The organism is Victivallis sp. Marseille-Q1083, assembly GCF_903645315.1.
GTDB lineage: Bacteria > Verrucomicrobiota > Lentisphaeria > Victivallales > Victivallaceae > UMGS1518.
Map to the genome: position 1 here is coordinate 701,965 of NZ_CAHJXL010000002.1, position 18,752 is coordinate 720,716.

10 protein-coding genes and 2 pseudogenes are annotated in these 18,752 nt (G+C 57.7%); 11 read left to right on the forward strand and 1 reads right to left on the reverse strand.

All coding sequences use genetic code 11. The annotated features are described in order from the left end of the window. Positions 1-280: 280 nt before the first annotated feature. From HWX74_RS18920 to HWX74_RS18945, 6 genes and pseudogenes are all read left to right on the forward strand, one after another. A pseudogene (locus HWX74_RS18920) lies at positions 281-441 on the forward strand (winged helix-turn-helix domain-containing protein); the annotation flags it as partial. A gap of 20 nt (positions 442-461) precedes the next feature. After that, positions 462-848 carry a hypothetical protein gene (locus HWX74_RS18925; protein ID WP_176015113.1) on the forward strand — a complete coding sequence of 129 codons (387 nt, stop codon included), beginning with the start codon at positions 462-464 and terminating at the stop codon, positions 846-848. Then, on the forward strand, positions 835-1,056 hold the full coding sequence (locus HWX74_RS18930; RefSeq protein WP_176015114.1) for a hypothetical protein: 222 nt from the start codon (positions 835-837) through the stop codon (positions 1,054-1,056). Before HWX74_RS18925 ends, HWX74_RS18930 begins: the two co-directional genes overlap by 14 nt. An 18-nt stretch (positions 1,057-1,074) precedes the next feature. Beyond that, positions 1,075-2,082, forward strand: coding sequence for an RHS repeat domain-containing protein (locus tag HWX74_RS18935; protein ID WP_176015115.1), 1,008 nt, complete (start codon positions 1,075-1,077; stop codon positions 2,080-2,082). 244 nt (positions 2,083-2,326) lie between these two features. After that, positions 2,327-2,698: pseudogene (locus HWX74_RS18940) on the forward strand (transposase domain-containing protein); the annotation flags it as partial. Continuing rightward, positions 2,695-3,153 (forward strand): transposase, encoded by a 459-nt coding sequence (locus HWX74_RS18945; protein WP_176015117.1) that lies wholly within the window; start codon positions 2,695-2,697, stop codon positions 3,151-3,153. The pseudogene HWX74_RS18940 and the gene HWX74_RS18945, both read left to right, overlap by 4 nt. A gap of 258 nt (positions 3,154-3,411) precedes the next feature. Here HWX74_RS18945 and HWX74_RS18950 read toward each other — a convergent pair whose 3' ends face one another. After that, complete coding sequence (locus HWX74_RS18950) at positions 3,412-4,134, reverse strand: triacylglycerol lipase (RefSeq protein ID WP_176015118.1); 723 nt, start codon at positions 4,132-4,134, stop codon at positions 3,412-3,414. A gap of 301 nt (positions 4,135-4,435) precedes the next feature. Here HWX74_RS18950 and HWX74_RS18955 point away from each other — a divergent pair, with 301 nt between their 5' ends. From HWX74_RS18955 to HWX74_RS18975, 5 genes are read left to right on the forward strand one after another with little or no spacing between them, the layout of a single operon-like run. After that, positions 4,436-13,603, forward strand: coding sequence for a hypothetical protein (locus tag HWX74_RS18955; RefSeq protein ID WP_176015119.1), 9,168 nt, complete (start codon positions 4,436-4,438; stop codon positions 13,601-13,603). After that, positions 13,600-15,105 carry a hypothetical protein gene (locus tag HWX74_RS18960; RefSeq protein ID WP_176015120.1) on the forward strand — a complete coding sequence of 502 codons (1,506 nt, stop codon included), beginning with the start codon at positions 13,600-13,602 and terminating at the stop codon, positions 15,103-15,105. The genes HWX74_RS18955 and HWX74_RS18960 overlap by 4 nt, the downstream gene beginning before the upstream one ends. Further along, complete coding sequence (locus HWX74_RS18965; RefSeq protein WP_176015121.1) at positions 15,098-16,102, forward strand: MoxR family ATPase; 1,005 nt, start codon at positions 15,098-15,100, stop codon at positions 16,100-16,102. The genes HWX74_RS18960 and HWX74_RS18965 overlap by 8 nt, the downstream gene beginning before the upstream one ends. A gap of 1 nt (position 16,103) precedes the next feature. After that, positions 16,104-16,967: a DUF58 domain-containing protein gene (locus HWX74_RS18970; RefSeq protein ID WP_176015122.1), complete on the forward strand. Its 864-nt coding sequence runs from the start codon at positions 16,104-16,106 to the stop codon at positions 16,965-16,967. Next, a complete protein-coding gene (locus HWX74_RS18975) occupies positions 16,967-18,733 on the forward strand; it encodes a BatA domain-containing protein (RefSeq protein WP_176015123.1) in 1,767 nt (588 codons plus the stop codon). Before HWX74_RS18970 ends, HWX74_RS18975 begins: the two co-directional genes overlap by 1 nt. Positions 18,734-18,752: the final 19 nt, after the last annotated feature.

Here is an 18,752-nt window from a genome sequence, read left to right on the forward strand (position 1 = left end):
GGGGCGTAATCAGAAAATTACGCCATTTTGAAAATTGTTAGGACAGGTGTGNTCAACCAGAGTTCGCTTTTTAGGACAGCAGATTTACAACAAAGGGGGGCTACTTTTGAGAATTGGTGTGAAATAGATGAAAATGAGGGGGCGTAATCAGAAAATTACGCCATTTTGAAAATTGTTAGGACAGGTGTGTGAAGGAGTATATTATCAGCTTGGAAACTCAAGATGCCCGAAAACTCGATAAGGTCGCTCTCAAAGAACGGCGCAAGCAGGCGATCATTGTCCGGATCAGTTAAAATTGCCTTTTGCGCTCTGGACTCGTCAGGCGGTACGGTTGCACATCAAGATTCCCTTTGGAGTTGAAATCCCAGTCCGAACCATGGGGGAGTACTTGAAACGACGGGGGGGACCCCGCAAAAACCAGTTAAGAAAGCTTATCAGCGTAATGAGGCGCACGTTCAAAAATGGCTGATCGAGGAGTATTCCCGAATCAAAAAGCTGGCAAAATCAGAAGACGCGGATATAATTTTGTCGGCGATCAACCGGACCTGGTTACCTCCTACTCCTATGACGCCAAGAACCGGAAAACTTTCGAAACCGTCAGCGGCGGCGGACTCAGTTTAACCGCAATGTGGCAATACAATCCGGCCGGCCAGCTGATCCAGGCCACCGACGCCACCAGAACGGTGACCAGTTACTCCTATGCAAACGGCGTCAACAGCGGTGGCGATTTGCACGGAGGCAGAACCGTCGTCACCCTGCCGGGCAACTATGAAGTGACCGCCGCAGGCTCTGGGAAGAACGGTCAAGACCGAACGTTCTGGCTTCAACGGCGCGGTGGTCACCGATAGTTACTCGTATAACGAAAAAAATCAACTGGCTAGAATCGCCCGCACCGGCCAACCGACGGTCATCCTCGGATATGACGCTCTCGGCAACCGTACGCAAACCGGCTGGAACGGCGACGGCGACGGCCTGCTGACCGCCGCGTCGAGCGACCGGATCGTTATCGACGAGACCGGCTATCTGAAAGAGAACGGCAACTGGTTCCTGCACTAGGTACAATCTTACGGTATATTGAACGACGATACCGCAACCGCCGTTGCGCAAACCAAAGAACAATTCTCTGGACTGCCGGCCGGCACAGTTGCGGCGGTCAGCGGCATCGACATCTACGGCAATATCACCACGCAATCGGCGGAGATCGACCGCAGCACCAAGACCATCACCGTAAGCGCCGTAAGCCCCGGCTCGACCGAAGCCCGGCAGCTGGTTTACGTCAACGGCCAGCCGGCCTCGCAAACGAGTTGCTCCGGTCTGACCACCGTCTACGGCCATGACGGCCTCGGCCGCATCATCTCCGTCACCGACCCGCGCCTCGGCGCGGAGCTGACCGCCTATTATACCGCCGGAGCCGGAAAGATCGGCCGCATTCGGTCGCTGACCGACGCCGCCGGAAATACCACCGTCTACGATTACGACACCGCCGGAAACGTGGTTATGGTGCAAAATCCGCTCAACCGGAAGAATTATTACTACTACAACCCGATGGGGCTGCCGACGCGGGCGTGGGGAGAAGCGCAGTACCCGGTCGAGTTCGCCTACAACAACCTCCTCGGCCAACCGACCGCGATGAAAACGTATCGCGGCGACAGCGGCTGGAGCGGCGCGGAGTGGCCGGCGGGCGATACGGCGGCGGATATCACTTCGTGGAGTTACGACGCCGCTTCCGGCCTGTTGACCGCCAGAACCGCCGCCGTCGGCAAATCGACGGCCTACTCTTATTCGCCGGACGGCAAACTGCTGAGCCGTACCTGGACGAGAAAGCGTTACGGGCAGCCGGTAGTCACCACCTGCAGCTATGACGACTTCAGTCAACTGCAAAACGTCCATTATTCAGACAACACCCCGGCCATCTCCTTCACCTACAACCGGCTCGGGCAACTGCAGAGCGTCGCCGACGCGCTCGGCAACAGAAGTTTCAGTTATAATGTGCAGTTTTCCTTGCAACAGGAGGCGATCATCGGTAATTATACCAGAAAGTTAAGAGTTTATCAACTAATAAATGATTATAGCACCGGATAAAACCTTATGATTTTATTCATGATGATCATAGCGACCGCTAGCTTCAATACTGCTTACTTAAAACTTGACATTTACAAGCACAATGTTATATTATCCATCAAATCCCCCGGAAGACTGTATGGCGCGTACAAAATCTTGTTTGTCGGTTAATTTTCGTGAAAGTGATTTTTTGACCTTAGCCTCTCTGCTTGGAGTTGTTTCTTTCGATGCGCTCACCAATGCGATGTAAAAATGCGGTCTTGTAACAAAACGCTATCGCAAATTGCCATTGGAATTGATGGCATATTACGTTATTTGTCTTTCGCTCTACTCAAGCGTGTCTTTGCAGGAAGTTCTTCGATGCCTTCTGGAAGGTATGCAGTGGCTGAAGTTAAAATTTCCCTGCAGAGCCATTGAAGGCCGCGGAGGAATTTCACGCGCAAGAAAACGCTTGGGCAGTAAGTTAATGGAAGTCTTATTTCAAGATATTTGTCGCCCTCTGGCCTCGCCGGAGTCAACATTTGCTTTTTACAAAAAATGGCGCTTGATGGCGATAGACGGAACAACTTTCGCTCTCCCGGATGAAAAAGCGAACAGTGATTATTTTGGTCTCCCGCTCGGATCCGAAATAATATGAAATTTGAATGTGAAAAGATGTTGCCTGACGGCTCATTTTTGAGTACATTTTACAGCGGTTTAGAACATCGGAAAAAGATCAATGGAAGTCAGGTGCGGGTTATTGAATATGCACTCAAAGGTGCGAAAGAGAAATACCGCCTGATCACAAATATACTTGTGCCGGAAGAAGCTCCGGCAATTGAACTCGCACAATTGTACCAGGAACGATGGGAAATTGAAATTGGGTATGACGAGTTAAAAAATCACTTGAAATTGCCGGGGACAAATCTACGAAGCAAAACCCCGGAATTGGTTATTCAGGAACTTTATGGATTTTTCCTTGCACACTATACGGTACGGACATTGATGTACAAGGCGGCACTGAAAAAACACATTGATCCGGATTCATTATCGTTTATCGGAACTGTCAGGATTTTGCGGAGAAAGATCACCACCGCGCGTTTTCCCCCTTAGTCGGAATCTGATTAAAAATATCCGACGCGAAATTATTGAAGAAATCGCCGCTACGCGATGCGTATCCTCACGCGGTGTTACTCGCGAACGAGCGGTGAAGCGAAAAGTCAAAGGATGGAATATAAAAAAGTGTTTTTTGTCGATTCCAAGGTGTCAACAATGCATGATCTTAACTAAGTAAGCAGTATTCAAGCTAGCCAACTACCGCTGGCAAATTCCGTCAACCGGTTCCGGCGAAGGCGGCGCTTCGCCGCCCACTCAGATATAGTGGTCGAAATGGTCGTACAGCAGGAAGTTGCTCACCTGCCGGGCAGCCGCCGTACTGAACAGAATTCCGGTATGGGTGCCGTTCAACATGATGAAATCGTTTTCGGTCTCCAAATGCGCCGACTGCTCCGAAACACAATGATCGCGGTCGGCGGCGATAATGCCGATTTTCAGGTGGCGGAGCACCGGCAGCGTCGCCGCCGGCGCATCTTCGCCGTAACGCAAATCCGGCAGCGATTTGACCAGTTGTTCGCCGCAGGGAATCTTCGACAGCCAGTAATCAGCCTGCCTGGAACCGCAATTCGGCGTACAGATCATCACCAGATGTTGAAAACGCGGCGGAACCAGACATTCGTTCTCCGGCAGTTGTTCCGCCGCCAGATGGCCGAACGCACAACGGCACAGCAACCCACCCATACTGTGCGCCACCAGGTCAATCGGTCGCGTCGACGGCAGATCAGCCGCCAGTTCTTCCAGAAATTTTTTCAGCCTGGCGCCGTGTCCGACGATCGTATCGCGGCTGGAACGATAATCATAAATGAACACCTCAAATCCCTGACTGCAGAGAAAGCGCCCCAGCATATGCATCACCGGACCGACCAGCATGATGCCGTGAACCAGCACCACAGTGCGGCCGCAATCCGTCCCGCGCGGCGCCAGACGGTAAGGCCAGGCGGCGTTGACGGCGACTTTATGAAAAATTTCTTCCAGCATAATTTCCTCTTGCTTTGGCGGTTGCCAAACAATAACCGGAAGCGGAGCGTTATGCAAATCCCGCGATGAAAAAAAACGGATATTTCCGCGGCGGCCGCCCGGATTGCGCGGCGATTTTCATCAATCACGCCACCGGCAAGTTTTTCCATGATCCGGCTGGCTTAGCGGACACCTGGCAGCGCGTCTCAAAAAAAATTGCCTACGGCGTTCAATCGCATTTTCTTTTGTAAAATGTGATTGACAACTGGAAAGCGCCCAGTATATTCCCTCCAGGTAGTCAATTTCGTTTCTGGAGCATACTATGCGGCAATCCTGGTTGTGGTTCACCCTTTTCGCCGGCTTGGGGCTTTCCGGCTCGACGCTGGCCGAGTCCCCGGCGGATTCCTATTTTGCCATCGCGTTGAAACGGCCGGATTCCATTCATTTGTTCAACCGGTTTTACGAACACTACGATGCGGCGCAGGAATCGCTCGAAGCATTTTTGCTGCGCCAGGCGGAAGTGCCGCAGCAGGCCGACGCCTGCCGGCGGCTGCTGGTCAATCTTTACGAAAAGGAAGGGCGCTATCAGCAGGCGGTCGAATTGCTGCGGACGCTGCTGGAAAAGGATTCCGGCAGTATGAACGACCGATATGCGCTGGCCCGGCTGGAATTTTTCCGCAATCAGCCGGAACGGGCCGAAGCGGCGCTGCAGGATTTGCTGGCCCACCATGAGGAACTCAATTTCGATCTTTATCAGTCGGCGGTGAAACTGGCCGGCCAGGTGTACGATGCGCTCGGCAAACCTCAGCAGGCCGTCGAGCTTTATTGGCAACTGTACCGGGAATTTCCGGAGGACGACAATGCAGATTTGCTGTTGCAACTGTTGATCGAACAAGGGCTGTATCCGGAAGCGGAAAAGTTTGCCAGGCAATGGCGGGAGCAGGCGTTAGATCCTTTTCAGAAGATGAAGGCGACAATGCAACCGGCCGAAATCGCCCTGCGGCAGGACAACCGGCCGGCGGCGCTGGCGGGAGATGAGCAACTGCTGGAGCAAAGCGGCAGCGCCAGGTTTCTGGAACGTGATTTGTATGCCAAAATCTGCGATACGTTGAAAAAAGCCGGCGAATATAAAACTTTGTTCGACTGGTCGCGGCGCTTCCTGACGCAGCATCCGGAACGGCTCGAACTGCAATTGCTTTTCTGCCGGCAGTTGGCGGAATACGGCGAGTCGGCCGAAGTGTTGGAACGGTTGGCGCAACTGGTGGAACGGGCGCCGCTGAACCGCGGCGTTCGGGAGGCTTATGCCGAACAGTTGGCCGGGAGCGGACGTTTTGCCGAAGCGGACCGGCAATTGCAGCTGCTGCTGGTCCAATATCCGGATCAGAAGGAGCTGCTGTTGAGCGGGGCTGCATTGTTGCTGCGCGACCTGGAAGCGGCGCCGGCGAAAATTTCCGAACGCCTGCGGGCCTATTTGACTTTGGCCGGCAACAGTGAATACGCCTACGGCAAGGTGCTCGATTTATTGACGTCAAGCGACCGGCCGGAATTGTCCGACTCATTTTTTCAGGCCTGTCTGGCCGCCTATCCGGACAGTCTGGAGGCCGTATTGAAATATGCCGATTGGCTGTATACGGCGGAAAAAGCGGCCGACGCCGATGCCCTGCTGCGGCAGGCGATGCCGGCTTTCGATGCCGACCGGCTGTTCCGAATCGCCAATTTGCTGCTGAAACGGGAACGCAAAGCAACTGCTCTGGAATTGTTGAAGCAATATCACCGACAACCGTCCTTCGGCTGGCGCAACGCCAAACTGTTGTTTCCACTCGCCCTGGAACAAGCGGACCGGCCGCTGGCTTTGACGGTTCTGGGACAATTGCTTGATGCGGTCGACAATTTCGAGGAATTTGAACGGCTGGCGGCCGGCGCCGCGCCATTGCTGGCAGAGGCGGATGCCCGGCTGGAACTGTTTGACGCCGAAGCGTCGACGCCGGGACGGCTGGCGCTGCAAATCTCCTCGCAGACGGAGCCGGAGGCGGCCTGGACCGCGGTAGAGGAGGCCGGCCGGCGTTATCCGGATTCCATTTTACTGCTGTCACAGAAACTGGCGCTGCTGGAGCGCGGTTATCGTTACGAACCGGCCATTGAGGTTTTGACGCGGTTGTTGGATTTGGACGGGCGCAATGTCAAAAAGCATCGGCAGCGCCTGCTGCGTTTGCTGCAGCGCACCGGGCAGACGGCCCGGGCCGGCCAACTGCTGGAAAGGTGGCGGCTCGCCAATCCCGAAGACCCGGACCATTGGCTGGCGGAAGCCGATTTCTATCAGACTGCCGGCCAGTCCGCCGCGGCGCTGGAACTTTTGACCCAGGCCTGGCATCGATTCCCGGATTTGCCGGAACTCAGTCGCCGGTTGATCGACTTGCAGCAGCAGAGCGGTGATCTGGCGGCGGCGCGGGCGCTGGCCTGGCGGCTGTTCGAGCAAGCCGAAGATGTCAATGTGAAGCGTTCACTGGGGACCAGGCTGTATCGGCTCAGCGTTCAGGACAATACGACCGACCAGTTGGTGGCCCGCTTTCAAACCCTGAGCGGGGAAGATGCCAAGAACCCGTTGCCGCTGCTGGTGTTGACCGACATTTATCGGCAAGCCGGCCGGATGGCCGAATATGAGGCCGCCTTGCGCAAAGCCATCGCCCAGACGGAGGATAATTTCGATTTGTGGAATGAACTGGCGCTGTTTCTGGAGCAGAACGGTGACCTGGACGGGGCGGAAGCGGCCTGGAAACGTTTCCCGGATTCCACTGCGGCGAAACAGGCTTTGATGGACTTTTACTGGCGCAACGACCGGCTCGGCCTGGCTTTCGAATTGCTGAAGCAATTGCCGGCCTTGCAGGCTGATCCGGAAAAATTGCAGCGCAGTATCGGCAATCTGATTGCCTGGCGGCAGCCGGAAGCCGCATTGCAACTGATCGAGGAGTTTGCCGAAAGTTTGCCGGATGATTTCAATAGCTGTTATTTGCGGGCGGTGGCGCTAGAAAGTGCCGGCGACACCGTTCAGGCCATTCCGGCGCTGTTGCAGGCACTGCCGCTTGCCGCGTCGTTGACCGGATCGCCGGCGAACGCTTTCGGCAATCCGTATTTCGACCGGATGCTCGACAAACTTCCGGCCGAGAGCGCCAAACTGGCGGCGATGTTCATCGATCGCCGCCAGGCTTATCGGTTCGGGGCCGACAATTCCAATGGATACAATTCGTCCCTGCTGTCCGGTTGGAGCAATGTCGTTTTGCCGACAAGACCGGAAGTGGCGGAAGCGTTTTGCCTGATCCACCTGCAGCGATTGCTGCAAATCCATCCGGAGCGGCAGAACGAAGTCCGTAATGCTCTGGCGGCGTCCGGCGTCAATTACCTCGACTTGAAGCTGCGCAGCAACGAAAATTTCAGTCTGGACGAATTCCGGCCTTATCTGGATGATCTGAACGTCGTACAAATGCTGACTGCCGTGATGCCCTATCTGTTGACGACCGAATTGAATCAGGCCGAATTGGACGAACTGTTGCCGAATTTGTACCGGATGGCGCCCGGCCAGGCGCTGGTGTTGCTGGTCGATTTGTTTCAGCAGAAGCGGGAAATCAGCGAGGTCGGCCGCCGCTTGTTGGTGCGGGCCTGTCAGGATCGCGTTCCGCCGCCGGATTCCTGGCGGCAGTTGTTTTTGGTGGATCTGTGGAATCTGTCGCCTTTTACGGCGGAAGAGCAAGCCGTCATTGCCCGGTACGCCGCCGATTGGCGCCGGGAGCAGTGGGAGAATCAGCTCAACGCTTCGTTCGATATTTTTCCTTCTATTGCGGTTTACGATTTGGAAAGCGGCAATTACGACGGCGCCATTCAGTTTATTGAGGAGGCATTTCGCCGGCAAAAGGCCCGGCCGGTTTCCGTCGCCGGCCGGCAGTCATTCAATCGCCGGGGCGGGGAATCGAATTTCCTGCCGCTGCAGTTTCCGGTGGCGGAACTGCTGGACAATCCGGCGGTTGCTTGCCTTGCGAGCAGCGTATTGAATGCGAATTTCTGGAAAAATCCGTTGCGCCGCAATTGTCAAATCGACTTCGAAGCTCTCTGGAAAGCGGCGCGGCAATTGACCTCTCCGACCGCCCGATTGCTGCTCGCCGAATTTTGCCGACAGCAGGAAGAAGGACAGCAATTGGCTGCGGCGTATTTGCAGCAGGCCGACCGTCTGCCGGCGCATGAATTTTTGCAGATCGTCGCTTACCTGGGGCGCAGCGATGTCGAGGCGGTCGTTCCGGCTTTGCTGGCGAAAGCGGCCGACGAAAACGGCGAATCTTCGAATTTGTTTCTGTGGCTGGCCGTCACTTACCTGGAGCAATGGCCGGAATCGCCGGTCCGCCAGGAGATGGCGGCGAAACTGTTGGAGAAGCTGACGCCGCAGACGATGCCGCTCGACAATTTGGCGCGGCTGGCCGCCTGGTGCCGCCGGCTGGGCTTGTTGGACGCCGGCAGCCGGTTGGAGCAAAAAATCATACAGGAACAGTTGCGGAAGCCGCTGGCTCCGCCGGCGGCAGCGCCGGCGGGCCGGTCGCGCTTGGAGCCGCCGGAAAAAGTTGCCGACCTGTTTCAGAACGATCAGGCGGAAAATGCGCTGCTGAATGCGGCGGCCTCGCTGCAGCGCGGGATGAAAAAGGTTCAGGAGAGTTGGCGCCAGGAAGCGGATTTTTATCAGGCGCAGCGGGAACTCCGTCAATTGGAGGCGATTCTGGACGTGGTGCGCCAGCATGGCCAACTGGAAAAATTACAGGCTTTGCTGCAGGATAACTCTCTGGCGCTGGTACTGTTGCTGCTGTACACCCGGCAGTTCGATTCCGCCATTGCGTTGGCCGCCTCCTTGGAAGAGGACCCGAGCGCCGGGCGCTTGGCTGGTCTGTTTGCCTTGCAGGCGAAGCTGCAGAAAAAGTTGCCGCTGGAACCGGATGTGGCGCTGCCATCCCTTTCTTTGCGCGATTTGTTGTTCATTTACTTTTTCCGGCTGCAGGAACGAGAGGAATATTTGCCGCAAATACTGGCGTTGACCATTCCCCGTCTGGGGGATGTTCGGAAGTGGACGGAAGAGAACGATCTGTCTTATCAATTGGGTATGCTGCCGGATCTCCTCTACCGGAACCAATTGGCGGACCGCTCCCCGGAAGAAAATCCGGAAGCCCGCCAATTGCTGCTGCGATGGAGTGAGGCAGCTTTGCGGCAGCCGGGCGGTCTGGGCGATTATGGTTTGGATCTGAAAATTCGTGTGAAGCCGGATTTGAGTGACCGGGAATTTCTCGACGATGCTTTGGAACTGGTTCGGCTCAATGCGGAAAGCGGTCTTGGCGGCGCCGGTTGTTACCTGTACCGGATGGCAACCGACCAGACTGTCGTTGAGCGTTTGCAGGAGTACCTGGCCCGGCATTCCGCAATGGCCGAAGACATTGCCGGCCGGTTGGCTTCCCTGCCGGAGTCCGCTGACGTGAAGGTCTTGAAGGCTTACGCACAGAATTGCCGGGAAATGAGCTCTTATGACGACGACGCATTGCTGCGGCATTTCGACACGGCGCTGTCCGAACTGGCCGCCCGGAACGATTATTCGGTCCTGGAAATTCAATTCGAGGAAGCGCTGCAGCGCCGCCTTCACGGCGCAGTCGGAGATTTGATCCTGCATCATTTCGAATCGCTTGCCGAGTCCGGCAACGGCCAGTCCAAAATGATTCTGAATCAGTTGCTGGAACAGTTGTTCCAGGCGGAAGAGGCCGTTTCTCGGTTGAATCTGTCGGATTATTTTCGGCGTTATGTCACCATATTGGCTGCCAAATTGAGTAAAGTTACTTCGGAAGACAGCTTTTATTATTGGGATAGCGGACAACTCCGCGAATTGAGCCGCCTTTGGTTGACGGCGCAGCCGGATGCCTTGAAAGAGTGGTACGATGCGATGCAGATATTGCGCCAATTGCCGATGCTCTGGTATCAGTTGTCGCCGGGAGATTGGCTGTTCGAATTCGACAGCGGGCAGATCACGGCTGAAAATGCCTCGCGTGTCGCGGCGCCCTGGCTTGAAATGTCGTTGAAAACGTTTGACGCCGGCTTGCTGCCGGCCGGGAACGCCTCGTCGACCATCTCGCTGTTGGAGCTGTTCGAAGGAAAGTTGCCCGAAGACGAAATGGAAGACCGGCCGGATTCCTTCGGCGCCGACCTGTGGCGTATCAGGCCGCAAAATACCGGCGAGTTGCTGCGGATCATCGAGGAAAAACGTTGGGATGAATTCGAAGCGCTGACCGAGGAGGAACGGAACCGGCTGCTGTCCCAGTTGGCCGAATTGTCCGGCATCTTTTTCAAGGATCAAACAGTCCGCACGGAAAAAACACCGTTGGCCGCCGCGATGGCTGCTGCCGAGGCGGCGAGTTTGAAACAGCAGGCGGAAGCATTCTTCGATCAGCCTTTTGTTCTCAATGCCCGGTTCTACCAACCGATGTTCCAAAACCTGTTCGAACGTCTGGCCGACTGCGATGCCGGAGCCGCCTGGGATTTTTATCAGCGTTTTAGCCGGGTTGCCGAAAAAAGCGGAACGAGCTTTCTCTATCTGAAAAGAAATCTCTTCAACTCGTTTCTTTACTCTTTCCAGCCGCGCAGCCTTGCCGCGTTGCGGGTCGGCTATCAACTGCTGCAGAGCAATGCCCAATGGCTGGAATATGACCAGGGGCAACGCTGGTTGAACTGGCAGCAGCAATTGCCGGTCGAATACGATGAAGCGTTTCGCAAACAGTTGAGCGATCATTTCGCCGATCTGCCGCCCACCGATCTGACTGCTCTGATTGCCGGAGCATTGCAGCGGCAAAGTGATCTCCAGCTGGAACGGATTCGGGCGGCGGCGGCGGAATCGGCGAGCTGGACCGACCGGCAAATCGTTCTGAGCGTCGACTGCCTGAAACGCGCCAGAGCGCAACAGCCGCTTTCCGCCGAAGAAGCGGCGCGTTGTTATGAATGGTTCGATTCGGAACGGTTCCTCAGTTTCAAACTGGCCAACGGCTGGCGGCTCGTTCAAATTGCCGGCTTGGAGAACATTGCCGTCGACCTGGTCGATTTGTTGTATCTCGAAGCGGCGCAAGAGGGTGGTTATCGACGTTTCGAACAGCTCGATGCCCTGTTGGAAAAATTGGCGAATTGCCGGCCGGACCAACGCCATTCCGAGGCCGATCATCAGGCCGCAGTCAGCAAGGTGATCCGTTTCTGTCTGCAATATTATCAATTCTGGCAGGGAAAGTGGCCGGATAACCGTCTGGGAATAAAACTGCTGCGATTGGCGGCCCGCTCCGGCCGGCCGGAAGCGGTCGGGGAATTGCTTGGTTTTGCTCCGCTGCAGCTTCGGCAAACTCCGGAAACGGTGCTGATTCTTGCCGGCGCCGGCCGGGAAAAAGAGTTGGAGCAGCTCCTGAACCGGCAATTCCCGCCGCTGGGCGACCGGGAGCTGCCGAATCTGGATGAACAGGCGCTTCAGTTGCTGAAAAGTAAAATCATGGCCGACGCCGACGCCGGGCGCCGCCTCAATCATCTGTTGGTGTTTTATCCGGTAACCGGGCTTTTTGAACCGCGGGAGGTGCTGGAGGTTTACCGGCAATTGCCCGCTGACGTTTCTCCGGAAATCAGGCAGCAGGTATTGTCCTGGCTGGCGGCGGCAGCGGATCTGGAGCTGACGGCCGAATTGACCGCCTGGCGCCAGGCGCTTTCCAGTGAAGGGTTGAGTACGTTGCCGTTTCACTCGGCGTTGGGACGGCGGCTGCAGGAGGAGTTCGAGCAACTTCTGCGGCAGGACAAATTTGCCGCGGCGGCCGAGCTGGCCGAATTGGTATTGCAGCCGTTGGCTTCCCGCCCGCAGGCGTTCTCCGATGAACAGCAAAACCTGCTGAAGGATCAGTGGCTGCCGGGGCTGGCCGGCCTGCTTTCCGCCAATTTGCTCAATCGTTCCCCGCTGGAATTGCCGGAGGACGCCAAAGCGCCGCTGTACCGTCTGGCCCATTTGTTTCAACAGGGAAGTTGGGAAATGACGGCGTTTTTATTGCAGCTTGCCGATCCGGCCGACGAGACTTTTGCCCGGGCGGCCCGTTTGCAATTGACGGAGGTTGAACCGGTGCACTTCCGGCAAAGTGCCGAATCGTTTTACGCGCTGCAGGTGATGCTGTCGGGAGAGGAGGCGGCGCAGCGGCGGCTGGCGCAGTTGTTGACCGATGTTCGTTTTCGGGAAAGTTGTCCATCTCCTTCGGTGCTGGCGGCCAGATATCTGACGGTTTTACAATTGCTGCAGGCTGCCGGCGTGGATATTACTGGAGCCATGTTGGAATTTCCTCCGGATTTTCTTGAAGGAAAGTCTATTTTCCTGGCTTTCGAGTCGCTGCTGGTCAACCAGGCGGCCCAAAGTGACCGAACTTTGGAATTGCTCAATCAGTTCAGCCGCGGCATCGGGGAGCTTCTGCCCGGGGAGCAGCTTGCCTGCGCCGCTAAATTTCAAACCATACTGGAACAGACGTCGGCGGAGCAGTTGAGCGCCTGGTTGACCGGGGCACTGGCCGGCAATTGCGGATATGTGGCCCAAATGACCGCCCGGCTCTGGCAATGGCGCCATGACGAGGCCGAACGGAACGAGTTTATCCTGCTTTTTGATGAATTGCTGGAAGAAGAAAACATCCCGGTTGACGAGCGGCTGCAAGCGGTTGTTCAATTGTGGAATCTGCCGGAACTGGGGCCGGCAATGTTGCAGCAGCTTCTGCCGCTGTGTCAACTGATTGCCGAAGCGGAAGCCGCCCGGGCGCAGGAGATGTTTCTGCTGTTGACCGCTCATATCGGCGAGGACCGGGCCAATTACCTGAAGAATCTTGCTTCGCTGCATATCCTTTATCAGCAATTGCTGCTTCAGGGTGTTTCCTTCGCGGATTTACCGGCGGAGTCGGCGATCGACTGGTGCGTTCAACTGTTGCAACTGAACGATCTGGAAGCGCTGGCCAGCTGGCTGGAACAGTCGCCGGAATTGGCCGGCCAGCCGGCGGTTTTCCTGATGCTGATCCAGGCCGGGCAGGGAAGGCTGGCCATCGATATCTTGAAGAATTGCGAAGAAGAACTGGCGGCGGCACGGCCGCTGGCCAGACAATTCCGTTTTTCCCCGGCATTTTTCCGGCAGTATCAGGCCTTGACCAGCACGCTCTCCAATGAGTCGGAAAAATTATTGTTGGCCTGGGTGTTCTGCCAGGCTTCCAATCAGGACAGTCCGACTTCGCTGCAAACGCCGGCGGAAGCGCCGGGAGGACCTTTTGAATTCTTTCTGCCGCCGGGCATCAACTGGAGCCGGGAAACCCGCTACAGACTCGACCAGCTTCGTGTCCCGGCACTCCGGGCGTTGCGGACCGGCACTTTCGGCAATGCCCGCCTGGAAACGTTGCGCCAGGAATTCTATCCGGCGGCGGAGGCGCAATGACCGACCCGATCGAACAATTCATCCATTTACTGCGACGCGGCCTGAACCGGCGGCTGCTCTGGCGCCGGTTCTGGTATTATTTTGTCGCGGCGCTGGTTGCCATGACGCTCTGGGCTTTCTTCCGGCGGGTGCAGGGGCAGCCGGCCGAAGGGCAGATCTACGGCGGCATTGCCGTCGCCTTCGGCATCTGTTGGGGCGGTCACTGCTGCTTCCGGCGTTACACGCTGCCGATGGCCGCCCGTTACGGCGATGCGTTCTTCCGGTTGCACGACGCTTTGTTGAGCCATTTGGAATTTCGCGGCCGGTCCGGCAGCTTTCAATGCTTGCGTCAACAGCAGACGCTGGAAATCTGTCGCTCATTGTCCGTCAAACAACTGCCGTGGTATCGACCGCGCCGGAGCGTTCCGTTGGCCCTGCTGTTGTTGATCGCCGTGCTTGGCGGCGCCTTGCTGCCGCCGTCGCCCGCCGTCCGGGCGGCAGCAGTCCGGGCGGCGGAACTGCGGGAGGAAACCGGATGGCGGAATGCCGAATTGCGTCGGGAAGTGACGGAGCTGCAGCGGCAGTTGTCCGAAGCGGAACGGGAATTGTTCGAGGATGCCGGCATTGCCGACCTGATCGGGCAATTTACCCCGCAGGGCGATTGGAAGGACGCCTTGCGCCAGTATGGACAACTGGATCAAAAACTGGCGGCGCTGGAATATGATCCGCCGCTGGCGGCCGACCGGCAATTGCTGCAGCAGTTGGCCAAGGCGATGCAGCAGCATGCCGCCGGCAGGCAACTGGGAAAATTATTGTCACAGGAGGAATATGCCGCGGCGGCCGAAGAGCTGGAGGCGTTGCAACTCTCCGGCACGGAGGGGGTAAGCCGTCAGCAAAAGCTGGCGAAACTGCGGGAAATGCTGCAGAGTTATTCCTCCCGCGGCGATCGAAAGTCATCGACCGCGCTGGAACGGGAAGTGGAGGCGCTGCTGCGCCGGTTGGCCGACCGGGACGACGGGGCCATCGACAACCGGCAAATTGACGCTTCGCTGCAGAAGATATCGTCCCGTTTGCAGCAGATGCAGAATATGACTCAACTGTTGGCCAAACTTACCGCCTTGCGCCAGGCGCTCAACCGGGCCCAAAACGGCGTCGGCCAGAATCGGACGGCGCAGGCCGGCCGGAGCCGTCAGCCGGACCGGGATGAGCAGAACGCCAGAGGCGCCGGCAGCGGGGACGGCAACCGGAAATTGTCCGACCGCCAGACCGGGCAGGAAACCGATTTCGGCAATTTCCAGTCGGTGGAAGCCGCTGTTGGCGACGGGGCGGCGGACCGGCGGATTACCGAAACGGCGGCCGGCAGCGGGACTGCCGGCCGGGCGCGGCGGGAATTGGGCACCGCTTACCAGCGTCAATTGGAAAGCTTCATCCGCCGCAGCGATGTGCCGGAAAATCTGAAGACCGATGTAAAAAACTACTTTATTTCAATTCATCAACCCCAAGGCGGAGCAGAAGATGAGTGACAGCGACAGCCAAGCGGCAACCCGGGCGGCAGTGACGGAATTTTCGACTATGTTTCAAACCCTGCAGCGGGAGATCACCAAATTCATCGCCGGCCAGGACGAAGTGGTGGAGCGGCTGCTCATCGCCATCGTCGCCGGCGGCCATGTGTTGCTGGAGGGAGTTCCCGGCCTCGGCAAAACCGCCTTGGTCAGCACTGCCGCCAAGGCGATGAATCTGAACTTCAAACGCATTCAGTTCACCCCGGATCTGCTGCCGGCCGATCTGCTGGGAACCCATATTCTGCTGGAACAGCCTTCCGGCAGGGAATTCGTCTTCCAGCCCGGTCCGATTTTCACCAATCTGCTGCTGGCCGACGAAATCAACCGGGCGACGCCGAAAACCCAGTCGGCGTTGCTGGAAGTAATGCAGGAGAGAACCGTGACGGTCGGCAACCAGACCCACCGGCTGGCTTTGCCCTATTTCGTGTTGGCCACCCAGAATCCGTTGGAGATGGACGGCACTTACCCGCTGCCGGAGGCCCAGCTCGACCGTTTCTTTTTCAAATTGTGCGTCGGTATGCCGCCGATGTCGGCTCTGGCGACCATTCTCGAACGGACTGCCGGAGTGGATGCTCCGGAAATCAATCCGGTGGCCGACGGCAAGGCAATCCTCCGAATGGGCGAAATCGCCCGGCAGGTGCCGATTGCCGATTCGGTGCGGGATTACCTGCTGCGCATCATTCTGGCCACCCATCCGGAACAGTCCGGCGCATCGGCAGCCGTCCGGCAATTCGTCCGGTACGGTGCTTCGATCCGGGCCGCGCAGACGGTTCTGGCCGCCGCCAGAATCAAAGCATTGCTCTCCGGCCGTTATCACGTGGCGCACGAGGATATCGACGCGATGGTCGTGCCGGCGATGCGTCACCGCATCATTCTGAATTTCGAGGGACAGGCGGCGGATATTTCCATCGAGGCGATTCTGCAGGAACTGGTGAAAGCCGAGGCGGGAAAGAATTGAAATGCTGCTGACCGACGCGGAATTCGTCCGGAAACTGGACATGCTGTCGCTGCTGGCGCGCCGGATGGTCAGCGGGCCGTTGAAAGCGGACCGCCGGACCCGACGGGCCGGCTCCGGTTCCACCTTTGCCGATTACAGCGAATATCACAGTGGCGACGATTTTTCCGCCATCGACTGGAATATCTTCGCCCGGCTGGAAACGCTGGTCATCAAGCTTTTCGAACTGGAGGAGGATGCCAGAGTCTATCTGTTGCTGGATTTGAGCCGTTCCATGGCGCGCAAATTGTCTTATGCCCGGCAACTGGCCGCCGCAGTCGGCTACATTGCGCTCAATCGATTGGACTATCTGTCGGTCTTCGGCATGGCCGATCAACTGAAAGTCCTGATGCCGCCCGGCCACGGCCGGGAACGGATCATGCCGTTTTTGAAACTGCTCGAACAGACCGACTGTTTCGGGACGGCCAACGATTTCGACGCTTGTGTCAAAAGTTTGCTGTCGCGCTGCCGGCGGCCCGGCATCTGCCTCCTGCTGTCCGACTTTTTCCTGCCGGGCGGTTATGAACGCGGTTTCGACGCGTTGCGCTGGAGCGGCCATGAAATTTTCTGCCTGGAAATCATCGATCCGGCTGATGAGCGGTGCGAATGGCGCGGCGATATCGAGCTTGAATGCGTCGAAAGCGGTGCGGCCCGGGCCTTGACCATCGGAGCCGCCGAGGCGGCCGCTTTCACCGTCGCCGTACGGCGGTGGCGCGAACAGTTTCATCGCGACTGTAAAAAACGCGGCATCGGCTGGGCGGAAGCGGTCATCACCCTGCCGTTTGAAACGGTTATCCGGGAGCTGTTGAAAAAGCGCGGGGTGGCTTGATGAGTTTTTCTCATCCGTGGTTGTTGAGTCTGGGCGGCCTGATCGTGTTGCTCGGTATTTTTTACTTTCTGAAGGTCCGGCCGGAACGCCATGGCACAGCACTGTTGTTCCTGTGGGAAAGCGTGGTGCCGGACAAAAAATACAGTGCGTTGTTCCGGCGCCTGCGGGATTTGTGGAGTTTTCTGCTGATGGCGTCGGCATTTGCGCTGATTACGCTGGCGCTGGCCGGCCTGCACGGCAACGCCGGCGCCGACCGCCGGGACCTGTTGATGGTTGTCGATTTGAGTCCGTCGATGGCGGTGGAACACGCCGGCGTTTCGCGTCGGGAAGAGGTTCGGCTGGCGCTGGCTGGCATCATCGAAAACCTGGCGGACGGCCAGCGGATGACTTTGGCGGCCGCGTCCGGCGCCAGTTTGACGGTTGTGCAGAATGCAACCGACAACCGCCGGGCGCTGCGCCGGGCGCTGGAATCCCTGTCCGTCGGGGATGAGCCGCTGAAACCGGCTGCGCTGGAATTGCTGCAGTACTGGCGGGCCGCTTTGCCGGATGGCCGGCTCGTCTTGTGGTCGGACGGCGGTTTCACGCGACGGAACGCTTTCGAGTTGCCGGCCGCGCTGGAGTTGGGTAAGGTCGGATGTCCGGTTGATAATGTCGGAATCGTCAATCTGGAGTTGTTGCGGTTGCCGGATGGCGCCTTGCAAAGCTGGGTAGAAATTTTCTCCGGCAATGACCAGCCGGTGGAGTTGGAGCTGGTGATCGCCGAAGGAGCGCCGGAAGCGGAGCGCCAGCGGCTGCATCTCGCCATCCAGCCGGGCGGACAGCGGATTCCGCTGCTGCCGATCCCGGCCGCCCAGGCCGGTCTGTGGTATTATCGTCTCGAATTGCCGGAGCGGGATGCGCTTGCCGCGGACAATGAAGTCGTTGCCGTTTTGCCGGCCGTGCCGCAGTTCGAAGTCGCCTGCCTCGGCAATTCGCCGGCCCTCCGGCGGCTGTTCCGCACCTGGCTGGCCGGCGGCCCGTTCCGGGCTTCCGGCGGGACACCGCAGTTGATAATCGGTTCCGGTTCGGTTGAGCCGGTTGAACATTGCAATCACTATATCGTCTGGGCTCCGGAAGGCGAATCAGCGTGGTGGCAGGAGACGGCCGATGCCGCCGCCGAAACGGCGATTCTGGAAGTGCGCCAGCCGGAACATCCGGCGATGCGCTGGTGCGACATCGACGGGATTGAAGTCGGCGGCGTTCGTCCGCTTCGTCCGCCGGATAACGCATTGGTGTTGGCGGAATCGGCCGACGGACTGCCGCTTATTTATCTGACCGAACAGGCCGGCCGGCGAATTTATGTGCTGAACTTCGATCCGGAATCGGCCGATTTTGCCTTGCGTTTGGCTTTTCCGGTTCTCAATGGCAGCATGGCGATGGAATTGTTGGGAAATCGGCAGTCGCCTGCCGGCCTTTACCGGATTGGCGACCGGTTGCCGGGGACCGGCGGCGTGTTGCAAACGCCGTCCGGCCGGACAATTGCCATCGACGATGCCGGCGTTCGCCTGACCGAAAGCGGTATTTATACGTTGCAGCGCGGCGCTGTTTCCTATCGCTTGGCGGCGGCGTTGCTGGATCGGACCACCAGCGACACTGACAATTCCGCGGTCGTTTCGACGGTTCAGGCGTTGAATGCCGGGCCGTCGCTGTTGCGTTGGCTGTTCGTCGCCGCCCTGTTGCTGTTGGGGGTGGAAGAGTGGCTGTATCACTGGCGGAAAGTGGGGTGAAAAGGTGAATGACTGGTGG